Annotated in this window: 15 protein-coding genes and 2 pseudogenes; 9 read left to right on the top strand and 8 right to left on the bottom strand. The window is 67.8% G+C overall.

The window, feature by feature from the left end; all coding sequences use genetic code 11:
- Positions 1 to 2: 2 nt before the first annotated feature.
- The 3 genes from OG381_RS00985 to OG381_RS00975 are packed head-to-tail and all read right to left on the bottom strand — an operon-like array spanning position 3 to position 1,571.
- Positions 3 to 821 (bottom strand): hypothetical protein, encoded by an 819-nt coding sequence (locus OG381_RS00985; protein WP_327714142.1) that lies wholly within the window; start codon positions 819 to 821, stop codon positions 3 to 5.
- A complete protein-coding gene (locus OG381_RS00980) occupies positions 821 to 1,198 on the bottom strand; it encodes a TraR/DksA family transcriptional regulator (protein ID WP_327714141.1) in 378 nt (125 codons plus the stop codon). The genes OG381_RS00985 and OG381_RS00980 overlap by 1 nt, the downstream gene beginning before the upstream one ends.
- Positions 1,199 to 1,244: 46 nt before the next feature.
- Positions 1,245 to 1,571, bottom strand: a complete 327-nt coding sequence (locus OG381_RS00975; protein WP_327714140.1) for a TraR/DksA C4-type zinc finger protein — start codon at positions 1,569 to 1,571, stop codon at positions 1,245 to 1,247.
- 302 nt (positions 1,572 to 1,873) lie between these two features.
- Between OG381_RS00975 and OG381_RS00970 the strand changes: the two genes are divergently transcribed.
- The 4 genes and pseudogenes from OG381_RS00970 to secF form a co-directional block, all read left to right on the top strand.
- Positions 1,874 to 2,824 carry a HAMP domain-containing sensor histidine kinase gene (locus OG381_RS00970; protein ID WP_327714139.1) on the top strand — a complete coding sequence of 317 codons (951 nt, stop codon included), beginning with the start codon at positions 1,874 to 1,876 and terminating at the stop codon, positions 2,822 to 2,824.
- Entirely contained in the window at positions 2,821 to 3,486 is a 666-nt protein-coding gene (locus OG381_RS00965) for a response regulator transcription factor (RefSeq protein WP_327714138.1), read from the top strand. Before OG381_RS00970 ends, OG381_RS00965 begins: the two co-directional genes overlap by 4 nt.
- Before the next feature lie 530 nt (positions 3,487 to 4,016).
- Positions 4,017 to 4,478: a hypothetical protein gene (locus tag OG381_RS49470; RefSeq protein WP_443061851.1), complete on the top strand. Its 462-nt coding sequence runs from the start codon at positions 4,017 to 4,019 to the stop codon at positions 4,476 to 4,478.
- Between the two features lie 46 nt (positions 4,479 to 4,524).
- Positions 4,525 to 4,922: pseudogene (gene secF, locus OG381_RS49465) on the top strand (protein translocase subunit SecF); the annotation flags it as partial.
- A gap of 39 nt (positions 4,923 to 4,961) precedes the next feature.
- On the opposite strand, the gene OG381_RS00955 reads toward secF, so the two are convergent.
- Entirely contained in the window at positions 4,962 to 5,639 is a 678-nt protein-coding gene (locus OG381_RS00955) for a helix-turn-helix transcriptional regulator (RefSeq protein ID WP_327722356.1), read from the bottom strand.
- Between the two features lie 85 nt (positions 5,640 to 5,724).
- On the opposite strand from OG381_RS00955, the gene OG381_RS00950 reads away from it, so the two are divergent.
- Positions 5,725 to 6,159, top strand: a complete 435-nt coding sequence (locus tag OG381_RS00950) for a DoxX family membrane protein (protein ID WP_327714137.1) — start codon at positions 5,725 to 5,727, stop codon at positions 6,157 to 6,159.
- Between the two features lie 628 nt (positions 6,160 to 6,787).
- Positions 6,788 to 6,997: a DUF6243 family protein gene (locus tag OG381_RS00945; RefSeq protein ID WP_327714136.1), complete on the top strand. Its 210-nt coding sequence runs from the start codon at positions 6,788 to 6,790 to the stop codon at positions 6,995 to 6,997.
- Positions 6,998 to 7,406: 409 nt separating this feature from the next.
- Here the strand turns inward: OG381_RS00945 and OG381_RS00940 are convergent, their stop codons facing one another.
- Both OG381_RS00940 and OG381_RS49460 read right to left on the bottom strand, forming a co-directional pair.
- Positions 7,407 to 9,860: a SpoIIE family protein phosphatase gene (locus OG381_RS00940; RefSeq protein ID WP_327714135.1), complete on the bottom strand. Its 2,454-nt coding sequence runs from the start codon at positions 9,858 to 9,860 to the stop codon at positions 7,407 to 7,409.
- A gap of 1,152 nt (positions 9,861 to 11,012) precedes the next feature.
- Positions 11,013 to 11,201, bottom strand: a complete 189-nt coding sequence (locus OG381_RS49460; protein WP_443061850.1) for a transposase — start codon at positions 11,199 to 11,201, stop codon at positions 11,013 to 11,015.
- A gap of 475 nt (positions 11,202 to 11,676) precedes the next feature.
- On the opposite strand from OG381_RS49460, the gene OG381_RS00930 reads away from it, so the two are divergent.
- The 3 genes and pseudogenes from OG381_RS00930 to OG381_RS00920 all read left to right on the top strand — a co-directional run bounded on the left by OG381_RS00930 (position 11,677) and on the right by OG381_RS00920 (position 14,101).
- The gene (locus OG381_RS00930) at positions 11,677 to 12,813 is read left to right on the top strand and encodes an amidohydrolase family protein (protein ID WP_327714134.1); all 1,137 of its coding nucleotides are present in this window, start codon (positions 11,677 to 11,679) and stop codon (positions 12,811 to 12,813) included.
- A gap of 187 nt (positions 12,814 to 13,000) precedes the next feature.
- Positions 13,001 to 13,701: pseudogene (locus OG381_RS00925) on the top strand (IS701 family transposase); the annotation flags it as partial.
- A gap of 226 nt (positions 13,702 to 13,927) precedes the next feature.
- Positions 13,928 to 14,101, top strand: a complete 174-nt coding sequence (locus OG381_RS00920; protein ID WP_327714132.1) for a hypothetical protein — start codon at positions 13,928 to 13,930, stop codon at positions 14,099 to 14,101.
- On the opposite strand, the gene OG381_RS00915 is transcribed toward OG381_RS00920, so the two are convergent.
- Complete coding sequence (locus OG381_RS00915) at positions 14,088 to 15,194, bottom strand: ricin-type beta-trefoil lectin domain protein (protein ID WP_327714131.1); 1,107 nt, start codon at positions 15,192 to 15,194, stop codon at positions 14,088 to 14,090. The genes OG381_RS00920 and OG381_RS00915 overlap by 14 nt on opposite strands.
- Before the next feature lie 361 nt (positions 15,195 to 15,555).
- A complete protein-coding gene (locus OG381_RS00910; protein WP_327714130.1) occupies positions 15,556 to 16,995 on the bottom strand; it encodes a non-reducing end alpha-L-arabinofuranosidase family hydrolase in 1,440 nt (479 codons plus the stop codon).
- Between the last annotated feature and the right edge of the window lie 49 nt (positions 16,996 to 17,044).

The following is a 17,044-nucleotide window of genomic DNA, read 5'->3' as shown; positions in this document are numbered from 1 at the left end:
GGCTAACAGGGGTGCGCCACGTTGGTGGTTCCGGTGGCGGATGGGTGGGCGTGGGCGGCTTGGAGAAGTCTCGCGGCGCCGCGGACGGCTGCGGTGTGCGGGGCGGGCACCGGCTGGACGGGGGCGGGCAGCCGACTGGTGAGGCGGTTGGTGAGGTCGGGGCGCAGCGCGCCTCCGCCGGCGAGGAGCGCGCCCCGCTGGAGGGCGTCGAGCGTCTGGGAGGTGCGGTCCTGGTCCAGCATGGCGGTCACCATCTCGACGACCGCGTCGGCGATCTGCGCAGGCGGGGTATGGCTCTCCAGATCACTGGTGCCCAGGGCGATGTGGTGAGCGTCGATCACTGCGCCGTCAGCCAGGAGCGTGGCCTCGGTGAGGTGAGCGCCAAGGTCCACGACGAGCAGGGGGCGCGTCAGGTCGGCATCCGCGGCCGTGGCCACGGCGCGTGCGGTGGGGACGGTCAGAACCGTGCGCGGGCGCAGGATCTCGACCGCGGTGCGGGCTTGGGCCCGGTAGGCGACTCCGCCCAGGACGGGCGTGGTGAGGACGACCAGGGGACGGCCGAGGCGGGGCAGGCGTTGGCCGAGCAGCCGGTCGAGCATCCGGGCGGTTCCTGGGGTGTCGACGATGCTGCCGCGCTGAATGGGGTAGGTGGCACCGGTGCCCGGGAAGGTGACCGTGGGCACGTCCAGGATCATCCGTCGACCTGATGTCCAGGCGCGGGTGCGGGCGCTGCCCAGGTCGAGGGCGATGCCGGTGCACTGCCGGCACCAGGGCCAGGTGCGGTGCCGGGCGGTCACCGGGTGGGGCCCGGACGAGGTCATCACCGGCTGGCCTCCCTGACCTGTTGGCATTGGGCGCAGTAGCGGGCCTGAGGCACGATCACCAGTCGTTCTCGGGAGATGGGTCCGCGGCACAGATGGCAGGTGCCGTAGCGGCCCTGGTCCATGCGTGTGAGGGCGGCTTCGACGTCGGCGAGGACCATGCGGGCGGAGGCGGTGAGTTTGACGCGGACCTCCAACTGGGAGGCGGTCTGCTGGGCGCGCAACGCGTCGGTGCGGATCGTGGCCGCGGCTGAGAGCTGCTGCAGCTGTTCCTGGCGGAACAGGCGTTGCTCGTGCAGGTTTTCGCGCAGTGCGACGAGGTCTTCGATCGACAGGGTCGTGCTGCGGTCGTCGTCGATGATCTGATGGTTCACCATTTCACCCCTGGGGCAGGGCGGGAGAGGGAAGGCGGACGGGCGGTCGTCAGGCGGCGTTGCGCTGGCAGGGGACGCAGAACCGGGTGTAGGGCAGGATTTCCAGGCGCTCGACCGGGATGGGCTTGGCGCAGCCCTGGCAGGTGCCGTAGCTGCCGTCCTGGACACGGGCGACGGCAGCCTCGACCTCGGTGAGGATTCGCTGGATGGTGCCTTTCTGCGCGGCCATCACCTGTTCCTCCGCTTCCGCCTCGGCCTCGTCGATGGCCCGCAACTGGGTGAGGCGGGAAGCACGTTCGTGTTCGAGGCGCTGGAGGGCCTCGTGCGCCGTCAGCCGCTGAAGGCGGGTTTCGGCCAGAGACATATCGAGTGACATGGTGTCTCCTAGAGACGGTGAGGGTCGGCACATCACGAGTGGCGGTTTGTGCTTCTACCGTGGCCGCGATGCGGCGCAAAGCCCATCGGGCGCGATACCCATCTATGGCAGGTCGTATGACCCATCGCGGCGTGGGCAGGCCGGGCCCGGGAATTGGGCATTGGAGCCCATGGCCGCGCGGACCGGCAGCAGGCAGCCTGGACGGCACGCCGGTCGGGAACCAGTGGACGCAGTTCACGCTCGGTGCGCGGTGACCGACAGTAGAGACAACGTCGTGTCACCCGGAGAAAGGCGTCATCCCGGTGTCCCTGTTCTGGCGGATCTTCGCGCTCAACGCGGTGGTGCTGGGAAGCGCCACCGCGCTGCTGCTGTGGGCACCGGTGACCGTGTCTGTGCCGGTGGTCCTGACCGAGGCGATCATCCTCGTGTCCGGTCTGGTCGTCATGCTGGTCGCCAACGCGGCCCTGCTGCGGATCGGCCTGGCCCCGCTCGACCGGCTCACCCGGCTGATGACCACCGTCGATCTGCTGCGCCCCGGGCAACGGCTGCCGGAAGGGGGACGCGGTGAGACCGCCGAACTGATCCGCACCTTCAATGCCATGCTCGAGCGCCTCGAACACGAACGGGCCTCCAGCAGCGCCCGCGCCCTGTTCGCGCAGGAAGCCGAACGGCGCCGCATCGCCCAGGAACTGCACGACGAGGTGGGCCAGAGCATGACCGCGATCCAGCTGTCGCTGGAGCGGGCCGCCGACGACGCGGACCAGCCCCTGCGCGGTGAACTACGGCACGTACAGGAGATCACCCGGGGGAGCCTGGACGAGGTACGGCGCCTGGTGCGTCGGCTCCGGCCGGGCGTACTGGAGGACCTCGGTCTGGTCAGCGCGCTGGCCTCGCTGACCGGCGAGTTCGCCACCCACGTGGGGATACGTGTGGTGCGTCATTTCGAGAACGGCCTGCCCGCGCTGGACCATCAGACGGAGCTGGTGCTGTACCGCGTCGCGCAGGAAGCGCTGACCAACGCGGCGCGTCATGCCGAGGCCGGCCAGGTCGAGGTGAGCCTGCGCCACACCGGCCAGGCGGTGGTGCTGGCCGTTGTCGACGACGGCCGAGGCACCGGGGCGGCCTGCGAAGGCGCGGGAATGCGCGGAATGCGCGAGCGGGCCCTGCTCATCGGGGCCACTCTGGATGTCACCTCCCAGCCGCGGTCCGGCACGACGGTCCGGCTCACCGTGCCCCTCAGGAAGCAGTCATGACCACGCCGCATACATCCGCCATCCGTATCCTCCTCGCCGACGATCATGCGTTGGTACGGCGCGGGGTGCGGCTCATCCTCGACCGGGAGCCGGACCTGGAGGTCGTCGCCGAGGCCGGGGACGGCGCGGAGGCCCTCGAGCTGGCCCGCACCCATGAGGTCGATCTGGCGGTGATGGACATCGCCATGCCCCGGATGACCGGTCTGCAGGCCACCCGGGAACTTCTCGCGCTCAAGCCCGGCGTGCGGGTGCTGATGCTGACGATGCACGACAACGAGCAGTACTTCTTCCAGGCGCTGAAGGCCGGCGCCGGCGGATATGTGCTCAAGTCCGTGGCCGACCGCGACCTGGTGGCCGCATGCCGCGCCGCCATGCGCGACGAGCCCTTCCTTTATCCGGGGGCGGTCACCGCGCTCATCCGCAACTACCTCGACCGGGTCCGCCACGGTGAGGAGCCGCCCGATCAGGTGCTGACCCCGCGCGAGGAGGAGGTGCTCAAGCTGGTGGCCGAGGGCCACTCGTCCAAGGAGATCGCCGAGATGCTGTTCATCAGCATTAAGACCGTCCACCGGCATCGGGAGAACCTGCTGCACAAGCTCGGCCTTCGTGACCGGCTGGAACTCACCCGCTACGCGATCCGCGCCGGCCTCATCCAAGCCTGAGCCCACTGACTGCCGGTCTGCCCGGGGCGGAAGGCCACGAACAGGCAAAGGGGGCGGTGGTGGCCCGCGTCACGCACACTGTCTCGCGCACCCGGGGCCCCGGCTCGGGCCGCCCTGCTCGCCGTCCTCATCGCCCTGCTCAGCCCACCCACCCTGGGCAGTGCGCGCCATGGCGCACCGGTCAGCACGCTGCTCGCGGCCGAGAAGGATTCGGCGCACGGTGAGCCGTACGCAGACGGTGTGAGCCCTGCGGTCACCACAGTTTCCGATCGAAGCCATCGGGACGGTGCCGGTGGAAGTCATGCTCCGCCGATCTCCACCCCGGGTGCGTCGCCTGGCATGGGCGCCGACCCGTTCCGGTTCGCACAGCTCTCATTTTCAGCTGTAGGCCCGCCTGAATCGGAGCAACCGGCACTCCGGCACGGGGTCCGGGCACCACCGGTGCTCTTCGGCATCTGAACCGTCACCTCTTCACCCTTCTTGGCCGCGGCCACTGCCCTGGCCGCGGTGTGCCTTCCGGAGGGCCCGCCGTGAACCGATTCGCGCACATCAGAGGGCTGATCGCCCTCGCTGCTGTCGCCCTGTCCCTGTACACCGCGCTCACCGTGCCCGTCCATCTCGGGCTCGATCTGCGGGCTGGCACCCAGATCGTGCTGGAGACCCGCCCGAGCTCCGACGCCGACGCCGACGCCGACGGTGCGGCCACGGACCGCACCGTGGAGGTGCTGCGCGGCCGCATCGACGCGCTCGGTGTAGCCGAACCCAGCATCGCCCGCTCCGGCAGCGACCGGATCGTCGTCGAACGGCCCGGCCTGCAAGATCCGCGCAAGGCGGCCGACGTGCTCGGCCGGACCGCCCAGCTCACCTTCCACCAGGTACTCGGCACGGCGGCCAACGCCGACGATCTGCCGATCCGCTGCCCAAGCGGCTCCGCGAGCACGTCAGGGCCGACGAGTCCGGCCAACTTCGGCGCCTTCAGGCACCCTTGCTGACCGGCAAGGACGTAGAGAAGGCAGCCGCCCGCTTCGACCAGCGCGGGGCACCTCGGCGGTCGCCGCCCTCGCCCACGACGTCGCGATCCTCATTGGCCTCTTCGCCTGGCCCGGCAAGCCCGTTGACGGCATCTTCCTGGCCGCGCTGCTGACCGTCATCGGATACTCCGTCAACGACTCCGTCGTCGTCTTCGACCGGATCAGGGAACTCGCCCGCTGCTACCGCGAGATGCCCTTCGCCCGCATTGCCATCAGGCGCTCCTGCAGACCCTGCCCCGCACCGTCAACACCGGCATGGGCGCCGCATTCATCCTCACCGCCCTGGCCGTCCTCGGCGGCGACACCCTGACCGACTTCGCCCTCGCCCTGCTCATCGGCCTCGCGGTGGGCACCTACTCCTCGATGTTCACCGCCACACCACTGGCCATCGAGCTGCACAAGCGCCGCACATAGGCGGCTGGCGGTCTGTGTCGCGCCGGTCGATCAGGCGACATGTTCCAACCGGACGCAGCACCGGCCCGGGCTGGGCGACAGACGGGCCACGTACCCACACTCGCCCAGCCCGTGAAGGACACCGCGCAGCAGATGCAGGTTCATGCCGCACACCGTCTGCGTGGACTCACGGGCCAGGGCGTGGAAGGGGCAGTTGCCCAGTACGACGGCGTCTTCTTCGTGCCGCGGCTCGAACCCGTAGCGCTCCAGCAGGTCGAGAAGTCCAGGGCTGCCTGGCTCGCCCAGCAGCCTGCCGAGTTCCTCGGCCCTCCGGTGCAGGACCTCTTGTACCGGCGCACCGGTTGCCGTGGATTCCTCCACCGACTGTGCCAGGAGCCGTCCGGCGAGCTCGTAGCGCCGGTCCGGCAGGCTGACCTCGATCTGCTTCGGCGAACGCCGGTACAGCTTGGCCGGCCTGCCCGCTCCCGGCCCCGCCCGTCCGCTGCGGCGCTCATAGACCACGTCGAGCAGGGATTCCTCGGCCAGGCGGTCCAGGTGGAACGCCGCGGTCTGCCGCGCCAGACCCAGCGCCGCGGCTGCCTCGTCCCGGCCGACGGGGCCGGGCTGCCGCACCACATGGTCGTACAGCCTCCTGCGTGTCGGCTCGTCCAGAGCGGCGATGGCGGAGACGTCGGCGTCACGTGCTTCGTTCGGGTCGTCCACGAACACCAGTGTAAAACCCACAGCCATTGACTAAAGAAGAGATCGGAGCTTCTATAAGTAATGAGAGTTGTCGATAGAAGGAGAGGTCGCCATGTCCTCCGCAACCACAAGCACCCCGTCCGCCGCCCCGCGGCGCGCGCTGCTCGCCGATCCCGGCTATCAGGCGTTCGTGATCCTGCGCACCGCGTTCACGGTGGCGCCGATCCTGTTCGGGCTGGACAAGTTCGCCAACCTGCTCGTGGACTGGCCCGCCTACCTCGCGCCCTGGATCAACGACCTCGTTCCCGGCAGTGCCCAGGCGGCCATGTACGCAGTGGGCGCGATCGAGATCGTGGCGGGCATCGCCGTGGCCCTCGCGCCCCGCTTCGGGGCCTGGCTGGTGGCCGGGTGGCTGGCCGGCATCATCGTCAACCTCCTGACCATCCCCGACTACTACGACATCGCGTTGCGCGACTTCGGCCTCCTCCTCGCCGCTGTCGCACTCGCACGCCTCGCCGAGCGCTACCACGGCGAGCAGCAGCACTGAACAGGTGCGACTCCCTCACCCTCTGGCGGGCCGGCCTTCCAGGGCCGCCCGTCTCCCCATCTTGACCAGGGTTCGCGGTGTCCCCGTCCAGCCCGCCTTCTGTCGCACGCCCTTCCATACACCGACTGCCTGGTCGGTGACGACCATGTACTGCTGTGCCTGCACGGCGATCTCGAGACAGAACCACTCATCCCTTGGCCGCCGTAGGAATGGACGCCTGCGCCTCCGAGCCGAAGGACCGGCGACGGCTCATTGAGCAAGTCGCCGACGGGCCTGCGGAAGCACAGGACAGGCAGCCGTATGCGTGAGCCCGCAACCCGAGCCGGGCCACATCCTTCGCTCCGCCTCAGCGTGGCAAAGGCGGGGCAGGAATGGCGCTGCAGAGCCCCGCTGGCTCTGGAAGGAAACGGCTGCCCCTGGGCGCTCACCGAAGGCCCGGCCGACGCCGGGGCGGCGAAAAACCTGGCATGCGGAGCCGACGGGACCAGGTAACGTCTTGCTCATGTTCTTCCAGACGCCGATTTACGAGTGAGAGCGTGATGGGCCCCTGCTGACGTCCTTCGACGTCGCCGTGCCCGTCCCCCACCGATGAATCCGTAGATCACTTCACAACCTTCCGGGAGAACCCGTGAGCAAGAACATCAACAACCCCGTGGGCATGGGCGGCGGCCAGCGCAAGAAGCTGTCCCGCGCCGAACGGCAGAACAACGGTCCGCACCGCAACCTCGACCGCCAGGGTGCCGCCGACCAGAAGGCGGAGCTGCTGCGCAAGATGCGCGAAAAGGCAGCCGCAGCCGAGGGCACCGGGCAGACGGGCGACAACACCGCACAGAGCTGACGCACCGCCACCGCAGGGCGGCACCGCACCGGGCAGGGCCCGGACCGCGACACGTGGTCCGGGCCCTGCTGCCGTACCGGGCGCGGCCTGCCCCGCTCTGGTCCCGGCCGAGCATCCGCGTCTCAGCTGGCCAACCGGGGCGGCCGCAGATTCAGCAGCCTCGTCACCGCCACCACCCTGAGCTGGTGCTCGCGTTCTGGCGTCTTGGTGAAGGCGTCCTGGGGCGGACCGTAGCGCGATGCGGCCATCACCGAGTGCCGCATAGGCGAGGGCGGCGCGGACACGGTCCAGGAAGTCGAAGCACGGGCTTGCGTCGGGCGATACACCACTTGGCGGGGTGAGGAACCCAGCACCAGGTGCGGTGCCGTTGCCGTGCCGTGCGGCCGGCGGCGGTCCGTGGGCTTGATGCTCAGTGCGGCTCAGGCTGGGGGAGGGTCTGCGCGCACCAGATCGTCTTGCCGTTGGTGGTGTGCCGGGTGCCCCACCCTTGGGTGAGCTGGGCGACGAGCAACAGGCCCCGGCCGCCTTCGTCGAAGGCGCGAGCCCGGCGCAGGTGCGGAGCGGTGTTGCTGGCGTCGGAGACCTCGCAGATCAGGGATGTATCGCGAATCAGCCGCAGCCTGATCGGCGGTTCGCCGTATCTGATGGCGTTGGTGACCAGCTCACTGACGACCAGTTCGGTGACGAAGGCCGCCTCCTCCAGGCCCCAGGCGTCGACCTGGTCGACGGCGAACTTCCTGGCACGCGGTACCTGCGCGGGGTCGGGCTCGATGTCCCGGTCGGCGACGTGGTGGGGATCCAGCGCGTGAGTGCGAGCGAGCAGCAGGGCGGCGTCGTCGGTGCGGCGTTCGGGGAGCATGACGTTCATCACCGTGTCGCACAGGGCCTCGAGTGAGGTGGCCGAGTGTTCCAGGAGCCGCTGCAGTTCGGTGATCCGCTGGTCGATGTCGTGCTCGCGGCTTTCCACCAGGCCGTCGGTGTAGAGGGCGAGCAGACTACCTTCGGGCAGCTCGAGCTCGGTGGCCTCGAAAGGCAGCCCACCGATGCCGAGCGGCGGTCCCGGCTGTGCGGCTACGGGTGTCCTGGTGCCGTCCGGAGAGACGATCAGCGGCAGCGGATGGCCGGCGCTCGCCAGCGTGAAGCGCCGGGAGACAGGGTCGTAGACGGTGTAGAGACAGGTGGCGCCGGACTCGCCGCTGGGCTGGAAGTGGCTGTCGGGCTGGAGGTCGCTGGCGAGGTGGAGAACCAGGTCGTCCAGGTGGGTCAGCAACTCGTCCGGCGGCAGGTCGACATCGGCGAGGGTGCGGACCGCCGTACGCAGCCGGCCCATGCTGGCCGAGGCGTGCAGTCCGTGACCGACAACATCGCCGACGACCAGGGCGACGCGGGCGCCGGACAGCGGAATGACGTCGAACCAGTCACCGCCCACTTCCGCCTCGGTCCCGCCGGGCAGGTAGCGGGAGGCCACTTCGACCGCCTCCTGGACCGGCGGTCCCTGCGGCAGCAGGCTGCGTTGCAGGGTCAGCGCGGTCGAGCGCTCGCGCGAGTACCGGCGGGCGTTGTCGATGGCGACGGCTGCCTTGGCGGTCAGCTCCTCGGCGAGGATCAGGTCGTCGGCGGTGAAGGCCTCGGGCCGGTCGAGGCGGGAGAAGGTGACGACGCCGAGCAGCGCGCCGCGCGCCCGGAGCGGCACAGTGATGCGGCCCGTCAGCCCGTCCGCGGCGATGGACTCGTCGATCACCGGATTGCCCGGTGGCCAATGGACCGGGTCGGCGGCGAGCCCAGGTCCGAAGGCCCACTCGCCGCCCTGGCCGGGGTCAGCCGCGAGCTCGACTGTGGACCTTCCGGTGGCCATGCAGCGGGCGGCGACGGAACCGGGTCGGTGCGTGACGGGATTCGTGGGCCCGGGAGCCCGGTCGGCGCTGTCCTTCGCGCTGTGTTGGGCGGCACGGCTGAGCCTGATCGTCTCGCCGGGCGAGAACGCGGACACGGAGGGCGGTTCCTCTCCGTGCAGTACCTCGTCGAACAGATCCACGCTGACGAGGTCGACGAATCTCGGCACGGGGGTCATGGCCAGTTCCTGGGCGGTGCCGATCACGTCGAGTGTCCGGCCGATGCCGCCGCTGGCCTGGTTGAGGATGAGCAGGCGTTGCCGAGCCCAGTACTCGGCGCTCATGTCGAATCCCCAGTTGGCGATCGCGCGTACCCTGCCCTCGGTATCCCGGACGGGCCAGATGCTGGTGGCCCAGGCGTTGGCGTAGTTGCTGCCGTGTGGGCGGAATACGGTGATCAGACGCGTGGGCTCTCCCGTCCTCGCCACTTGGGCGAGCGCGTCGGTGTAGGGCTTGTCGTCTCGTTCGGGAAACAACGTGCGGTCGAATTCGGGAAGCACCTCGCGGTACTTCTTGCCGAGCACCTGCTCCTCGGAGTGCGTGATCACCCGGCACGAGGAGGCGTTGATCCACAGGAACCGCAGCTCGGGGTCGTAAACGCCCAGAGCGAAGGGAGACTGCTCGAATGCCCGGTCGGCGATCACCGGACGGCGTCCCCAGCGCTGGATGGTCACCACGTGGCCCTGTGTCCGCCCGTCGGGGCCGAGCAGCGGGTGAGCCGTCACCACGGCGTTCACCGTGGAACCGTCCCGGTGGCGTAGGGGGATAGACCCTGTGGGGCCGGTGCCGTAGCCCTCGGGGAAGCCGGGTGGCGGGGGATTGACCAGCAGGTCGGTCACGGGGCGCCCGACGGTGTCCTCAGCCGTCCAGCCCAGCAGCAGTCGGCCCCCCTCGCTCCAGCCGCTCACCATGCCGTCCGGGTCCACCACGACAGCGGCAGTGGGGGCATCCTGCTTGTCGGCTATTTCCACGCACCACGCCTCCGTCCGGACAGCCGTGCCCCGTCAGGGCTGGTTTCCAGCGGCTGCTTCCAGCCTAGTTCGGCCCCCGCTCCACGGCGCTCCGGCCGGTGCGTTCGGGGTGCCGGGTGCCGGAGCCTGCGCGTCCCCGCTCGACAGCAGCCGCAGTGCCTTCGCCGAAGTGGGCCGGCTCCGTGCCGCACGTTACGGAGTTTCAATGACTCTCTAGAGCCGGATGACGGGAAACCATCACGTCCGGTTCGGCGCGACCGGAGCTTTCCCTCGCTCGCCAGAGCATTGGCGAGCCCGAAATCGCCGGTGAAGTGGCCTCGACTGTTCCGGTGAGGCGACTGAAACCGTACGTACTGGGCGGCCTGGCTGTCGCTTTCGATCACCCCCATCAGCATATTTTGCCACTGCTCCGCTGACACCGCCGGTAGGACGCACGCCGTCCAGGCCCGCTTCGCAAGCAACAACCGGCTTGCCGATACCCTGCAACGCCAGGCGTTCTCCGCCTTGAACGCCTCACCCGGCGCTCGCTCCTACTACGAGAAGTCGGCGATCCCACGACGCGGGCTACACCTCCACCCTGGGCGTGCTCAGCCCGCCGGAGTGCGAACTCCGTACCCCACCACCAGTAGCGTGAAATCAAGTAACTCGACTCCACTCAATTCGAGACAGTCCGGAGCCTCCACAGACGCTTTCGGCGATGGCGCGTTTCCAGTATGTGGGGAGGAAGCCTGTCGTCAGGCATGTCGCTTACTGGGGTCGATGGCGGTCGAGCCGACGGAGACTGTGTGGCGGTTTCAGGCAGCTTGCGGATTTGACAGCTAAGAGGTTGTCTCACGTCGCGAGCTTTGCAGGTGAGGGGGCGGCTGCGAGGCCGAGGAAGGCGAGGAAGTGAGGTCCCTTTTGCTCGTACGGACGGTGAGCCGGCGGAAGCCGAACAGCCAGGCGATCGACCGCTCGATCTTCCAACTGTGCCGGCCGAGCCGCTCGCTCGATATTTCGAATGCGACCGCGCACCGCCGGCTCCTTGGTCCTCGACTCCGCTCACGTGGGGGCTAGAAATGGGTGCGAACTCAAGATCCAGGGCCCCCTCTTTCGTGTCGATGTAGCTGCCGTCGATCACCGCCCAGGATCCGTCGATCTCGTTTGCCGCGTTCAGCTGGGCAAGCTGGATCCGAGGCAGATCTTCGGACACCCCGGGGTTGATCCACGCCAGCACGTCATGCCTGACCTGAAGCCGAGTTCCTGCGGAATGTCTTCCCAGCCGATCCCGGTACGCAGCACGTACAAGATGCCCTGCAGGCACTGCCGATCCGGCACCAGCCGCTTGCCGGGCGCCTTCATCGGGCCACGGCGGAAGCAACGGCTCGAGAAGCTCCCACAATTGATCATTTAGCAGGGCGTGTGAGCGGCTCTTTAACGTTCGTCTCAGGTTCGCTCGGTAGGAAGTCGGCATGCGGATAAGCGATGCACTCCGTATGCAGGAGGCTAGTGATGGCAGTCGACGCAGCACCATCGGGGAAAGCGCAGCCCGGCCGGTTGCGGTTCGAGGCGGCCACCAGGGCGCAGGCGACGGCGTTCCCTGTCGCCGCATGCGGGGTCACACGCCGACAACTGTGCGGGCCCGCCGCGGTCGGCCCGCACAGCGCGCACGCGGGCGGTCGTCAGCTCCACCACAGCCGCTGCGCACCGGCGAGCGGTTCGTCGACCTGAGCGCTGCCGTGGTGCGCGAGCAGGACGCGAAGACCCCCTGAAGCGTCTCGCAGACGGATGCCGTACGGATGCCTCACCACATAAGCGCCTGAAGAGAGGGACAGACATGAAGCCCATGGGACGCCGCAGTTTTCTCACCGCCAGCACGGCACTTGGCATTGGTGCCGGCTTGTCCACGCACGCCATCGTCTCGGAAGTGAGCGAGAACGAGACTTCGGACAAGACTTCGGACATTTCACGGCGGGACCAGGACCTGCCCTTCATCGGCACGGAGGAGACCTTTTCGACTCCCACGTTGTTGAAGCTGAACTCCATCAATCGGGATCACATAGCGTTCCTTGAGGAAATTGGTCTTTCGGATCTAGGCCAACGCCGCATCGGCGATATGGATGCGGGGGGACTCAACGTTCAAATCCTCTCTGCCCATACACCCTCTGTGCAAAATGTCCCTGGGCAAAGGGGCATCGACCTTGCCTATCGTCTTAACCGGCAACTCGTGGACGGGCCAATCGCCAGATATCCGGGCCGCTTCAAGGCTTTCACCACCTTGCCCTTGCAGAGCCCGGAGGCGGCGGCGGACGAACTGGAACGCTCGGTTCGGGAAGATGGCTTCTTGGGCGCACTGACTAACGGACACATCGCGAAGAAGTATCTCGATCATCCCGATTTCGAGCCTGTGCTGGCACGTGCCGTTGCTCTCGATGTGCCGATCTACCTACATCCCGGCTATCCAGCTGACGAGGTCTTCAAGATCTACTACAGCACCACACGGTCTAAATACACGGAAGAGTACCAAGATTACATTTTCAGTGGGTCTGGATATGGCTGGCACCAGGAGGTGTTGACCCAATGCATTCGGATGATCACGTACGGGGTTTTCGACAGATTCCCCACACTGAAAATCATCATCGGCCACATGGGGGAGGGTCTTCCCTTCTACTACGAGCGGATCGTCAATGACATGGGTGAGCCGACCAAAGACTCGCTCGAGAAGCCCATCGGGCAATACTTTCAGGACAACTTCTGGGTCACCACCAGCGCATTCCCTCAGACCGAATTGCTCGATCTCCTGTTGAAGTACATAAGCGTGGATCGAGTGATGTTCGCGACCGACTACCCGTTCGCGGACATAAAGGAGCAGACCGACTGGTTCCGCGGAGTCGATTTGCCACGCGAAGACAAGGAAAAGATTGCGTTCCGAAATGCGGAGAAATTGTTCGGAATGAAAGTGTCCGTGAAGTGAGACGCCAGCGGCGGCCGGAGTGAAAGAATGCTTTGCTGTAAGGCGAGAGTACGGCTGAAGATGCGATGCGCGGCTGCCCCATGACGCGGTCTCATGCAGGCTCTGTTATTGATCCGAAAGTCAAAGGGTTCTCTCGAGAATGTAGCGAACGTACGGGCCGCCGAAGTAGCCGCGGACAATGTCTGGCGACCAGCCGCACATCCCCATCGAAGCGGCCCACGCTCTGACCTGGCGCGATGCCAAACGTCCCGGCGACTGGACCCCGCTGAACGTCACTTCCGCGCCGGGCACACCGAGACCTGGTGGGCCGCCGATGCCCGCCTGGGCGGCTACGGACCCGATTCCCCCTGCCGCTTGGTCGTGGCCACCACCGACCCAGCCCGGCTGCCGGAGAAGGCCACCTGGCACCTGGCCACCAACCTGCCCCACCCCGACGCACCCCACGCCGCCACCGGCCCGCACCCGCCGGCCGACCTCGCCGAGATCGTCCGCCTCTACAGCCTGCGGTCGTGGATCGAGCAGAGCTGCAAGCAGATCAAGGACGAACTCGGCTGGGCCGACTTTCAGGTCCCCTCCGACCGCGCGATCCGCCGCCACCAGACCCTGGTCAACTGCGCCTTCTCCTTCTGCTGGGACCAGTGGTTCGCCCCACCCGGACCCCTGGATGCCACCGCGCCGGACCCGTGCCCCAACGAGGGGCCAGAGAGGGGGACCGGCTCCGTCCCACCAGCCCCAACAGCCTTGCTGGCCCAGGGCCTTACAAGCCATCCGTTCCTGGCTCACCCCCGCCACCACCCTCAACCGATGGTGGAGAGCCTGGACGGACAAGGATCCACCCTCCGAGCTCCAGGCCCTGATCGACGCGGTCACCACCGGACACGGCATTGACCTCTACCGCCGGATTTAACGAACTACCGGTAGAAACTCCGGCACCAGAAGTCCCTCGACGTCGACCAATTCGACGCCTGCGGCACGCACTTCATCCCCACCCTCGGCTGGGCCGCGGGGAGGCACAGGGGTCGGGGAGGCGCGCACGCCGGCTGAAAGGTCGGTGAAAGGTGCAAGGCGGAGGATTCCCGTGCACCCTCACCCGACCCAGCGAAGGGAAGTGACCATGGAGCGCAACGAGTACGTCCGGCCCCTCGACACACCGTCCGAGCGAGTTGAGACGAGTCCTGCGGAGTCGGCCGAGTTCATCGAGATCCGGCTGCTGGACAAGATCGAGACGATCGAGAAACCGGGGCGGGGAGGGGCTCGGGTCCCGGGAGCGGGGGTCATCCGGCGGTGAGAGTGGTCCATTTCTGGTTGGAGCCGCCGTGGCAGTCCCACAGGTGGAGCTGTGTGCCGTCGGTCGTGGAGGAGCCCGGAATGTCGAGGCAGCGGCCGGAGGCGGGGTTGCGGTAGCCGCCGTTGTAGGGCTCCCAGATCTGGTTGGTGCCGCCGTGGCAGGCCCAGAGCTGCACCTTGGTGCCGTTGGCCGTGCCGAAGCCGGCGGCGTCGAGGCACTTGCCCATGGAGCGCAGGGTGCCGTCGGTATAGGCGGACCAAACCTGGTTGACGGCGCCGGTGCAGCTCCAGGTCTGGACGGCGGTCCCGTCGGCCGTGCCGAAGCCGCTGACGTCCAGGCACTTGCCGCCCAACTCGGACTGCACACGTGAGGGAGCGGGGGCGGGGTTCCTCAGCCATCCGGCGCTGTCGGCGGACTGGATGCCTCTGTGGAAGGCGTCGGCCATCTTCTGGTAGCCCGCGTCGTTGGGATGCAGGAAGTCGTCCAGGTCGGCCGTGGTCAGGCTGCTCATGTCCACGTATGCGACGTGCTTGCCCGCGGCCTGTGCCTCGCTCACGATCTGGGGGATGGCCTGGTTGTAGGCGGCACGGTACTGCTCCTCCGAGCCGCTGGTGGACACGACCAGGGAGGCCACGAGGACGGTGGCGTCGGGGACGTCAGCGGTGATCTGGTTGACCAGCGACTTCAGCCGGTCGGCGGCGGTGGAGACCTGGTAGCTCTCGTTGAGGTCGTTGGTGCCGATCATCAGCGTCACGACGTTGGGCCGGTAGCGGGTCAGCGAGGCGTCGGCGAGCGCGGCGATCTGATGGATCTTGTATCCGGGGTGACCTTCGTTGTCGGGGTCGGACATCGAACCGGCCCGCCCCGTGCCGACGAAGTCCAGCGGATGGCCGTCTGCCGCGAGCATGTCCCACAACGGGGCCCGGTAGCCGTTGCCCGTGCTGCTTCCCACGCCCCAGGTTATGGAGTCGCCGAGTGGCATGACCCGCAAGGGCGTGTTCGAGGCGGCGGTGGCAGGTGCCACACCTGCTGCCGTCATCCCGAGCGCGGCCATGGCCAGCGTGATGAGGGGCAGGATCCAAGGCTTTCTCATGCAGTCGTCCTGTTCTGCGAGTGAGTGCTGAATCTGGCGGGGGCTGTTCGCCGTCCGTGTCGGCGACTCGGCTGCTGTGTCGTCCCGTTGGCATCGGCGGATGACGTACTGGTGGAACGGCGTGGTGCGGAACCTGTGCGTAGCCGGCTGTCCGCGACCGCTCCCACAGCGGGCGGGCATGCCCAGCCCCCTCGCAGTGACAGCACTGGCCGGCCACGGGTGGGCGTTGTCACGTTGTCGGGTGGGTAGGGCCTGACGGTGTGTCGAGGCATGGTTCAGTCGGGCTCCGGGCCCGGTTCGGCGGGCGTCGTTGCCCGCGAACGTCAGGAACACCGGAGCCGGACCTGTGTCATGCCACCGGCTAGCGCTGCAGTGTCAGCACGCCCGGCCGGTAAGGGATGAGGCCGTAGTCCATGCCGTCGATGTTGGGGTCGTGCCCCTGGTAGAGGAACTGCAGATTGCAGGGGTCGATGGTCTTGGTCTGGTCGGGGTTGGTGCGAACCAGATCGCCGTGACTGATGTCGTTGGTCCAGGTCGCGCCGCTGTTGGCCTTGCCGGCGAAGGGGCTGGTCACGGTGTTGGCCTGCGGTGACGGTGTCCACGTGCCGTCGAGGCTGGTGGCCGTGAACGCGCGGAAGTAGCGACCGTACCCGGTGTAGTTCTGGGCCTCGACCATCATGAGGTACTGGTCCCGGCCCTGGACCTTGTAGACCTCCGGCGCCTCGAACAGGTCGAGCGACGATTCGCTCATGATCTTCGTGGCCGAACCGAAGGTGCCCGGGAAGTTGCCGATGGGCATGCCGGCGCGGTAGATGTCACCCTCGTCGTTGGCGAAGAACATGTACATGTTCGTGTTGTCGCCGATGAGGGTCACGTCGAGGGGGCCGCCCTTCGGGAGGGTGCCGGTGAACAGCTCCTGCTGCGCGGACCAGCCGTTGGGGTTGGTGGGGTCGCTCGAGGTGCGGTAGCCGAAGCTGTACGGCCAAGCCCCGTTGTAGGCGAGCACCCAGATGTTCTTCGGGGCGAAGTAGAACAGCGTCGGCGCGATGCCGTCGAAGGGGATCGTGTTCTGGGTGGCGGTGGCCATGTCGGACCAGTTCGTGAAGGGGCTGAAGGTCGTCAATCCCCAGCGCCCGTCGTTACCGGCGAGGGTGTTGTGCGTCGTGGCATAGACGACGTGCTTACCGTTGTAGACGACGCTGGTGAAGTCCTTCAGCGAGGCCCACCCCGCCTTCGGCTCCGCCAGCGGGCCCGTCGATGCCCACCGGTACGTCGACGGAAGAGCGCACGCGTTGCTCGCCCCGGACAGACCGGTCCACTTCTGGTTGGCGCCGCCGGTGCACGACCACAGCCGCGCCTCCGTGCCGTTGGCTTTGCCCCAGCCCGAGACCTCCAGGCACAGCCCGGACCGCACGCCGATGACCGTGCCGTCGGGGTTCACCCGCCACTGCTGGTTGTCACTGCCGTTGCATGTCCAGATCTGCACCGGGGTCCCGGGCGTGGTGGCGCCGCCCCGGGCATCCAGGCACTTGTTGCCGTACACGGTCAGCTGGGCGCTGTCCGTCAACGTCCACTGCTGGTTGATGCCGCCGTGGCAGTCCCAGATCTGCACGTTCGCACCGTCGGTCTGGCTGACGCCCGACACATCGAGACACCGGCCGGAATCAACACCGCGCACATCGCTGGTGGTGGCTGCCTGAGCCGGGCCGGCGACGAGCAGCGCCGCCAACGCGGCCAGGGCCGCGACCACGGCGGCGAGCACCACCGACGGACGTCCGCGACGGAAACCATGTCTGCGCATGAGGACCTCGTTATCCCTGAGCAAGCGACTCCGGTCCACCCCGTCAGAG

It is taken from the genome of Streptomyces sp. NBC_00490 (assembly GCF_036013645.1).
GTDB lineage: Bacteria > Actinomycetota > Actinomycetes > Streptomycetales > Streptomycetaceae > Streptomyces > Streptomyces canus_F.
The sequence above is the reverse complement of the archived record's forward strand: the minus strand, read 5'-3'. Positions and strand labels throughout refer to the sequence as shown.

What these genes read in the sequence shown, in the direction of transcription:
- OG381_RS00985 (WP_327714142.1), bottom strand. Translation starts at nt 821, where the DNA reads ATGACCTCGTCCGGGCCCCACCCGGTGACCGCCCGGCACCGCACCTGG.
- OG381_RS00980 (WP_327714141.1), bottom strand. Translation starts at nt 1,198, where the DNA reads ATGGTGAACCATCAGATCATCGACGACGACCGCAGCACGACCCTGTCG.
- OG381_RS49460 (WP_443061850.1), bottom strand. Translation starts at nt 11,201, where the DNA reads ATGAAGGCGCCCGGCAAGCGGCTGGTGCCGGATCGGCAGTGCCTGCAG.
- OG381_RS00910 (WP_327714130.1), bottom strand. Translation starts at nt 16,995, where the DNA reads ATGCGCAGACATGGTTTCCGTCGCGGACGTCCGTCGGTGGTGCTCGCC.
- OG381_RS00950 (WP_327714137.1), top strand. Translation starts at nt 5,725, where the DNA reads ATGTCCTCCGCAACCACAAGCACCCCGTCCGCCGCCCCGCGGCGCGCG.
- OG381_RS00915 (WP_327714131.1), bottom strand. Translation starts at nt 15,194, where the DNA reads ATGAGAAAGCCTTGGATCCTGCCCCTCATCACGCTGGCCATGGCCGCG.
- OG381_RS00965 (WP_327714138.1), top strand. Translation starts at nt 2,821, where the DNA reads ATGACCACGCCGCATACATCCGCCATCCGTATCCTCCTCGCCGACGAT.
- OG381_RS00920 (WP_327714132.1), top strand. Translation starts at nt 13,928, where the DNA reads ATGGAGCGCAACGAGTACGTCCGGCCCCTCGACACACCGTCCGAGCGA.
- OG381_RS00975 (WP_327714140.1), bottom strand. Translation starts at nt 1,571, where the DNA reads ATGTCACTCGATATGTCTCTGGCCGAAACCCGCCTTCAGCGGCTGACG.
- OG381_RS00930 (WP_327714134.1), top strand. Translation starts at nt 11,677, where the DNA reads ATGAAGCCCATGGGACGCCGCAGTTTTCTCACCGCCAGCACGGCACTT.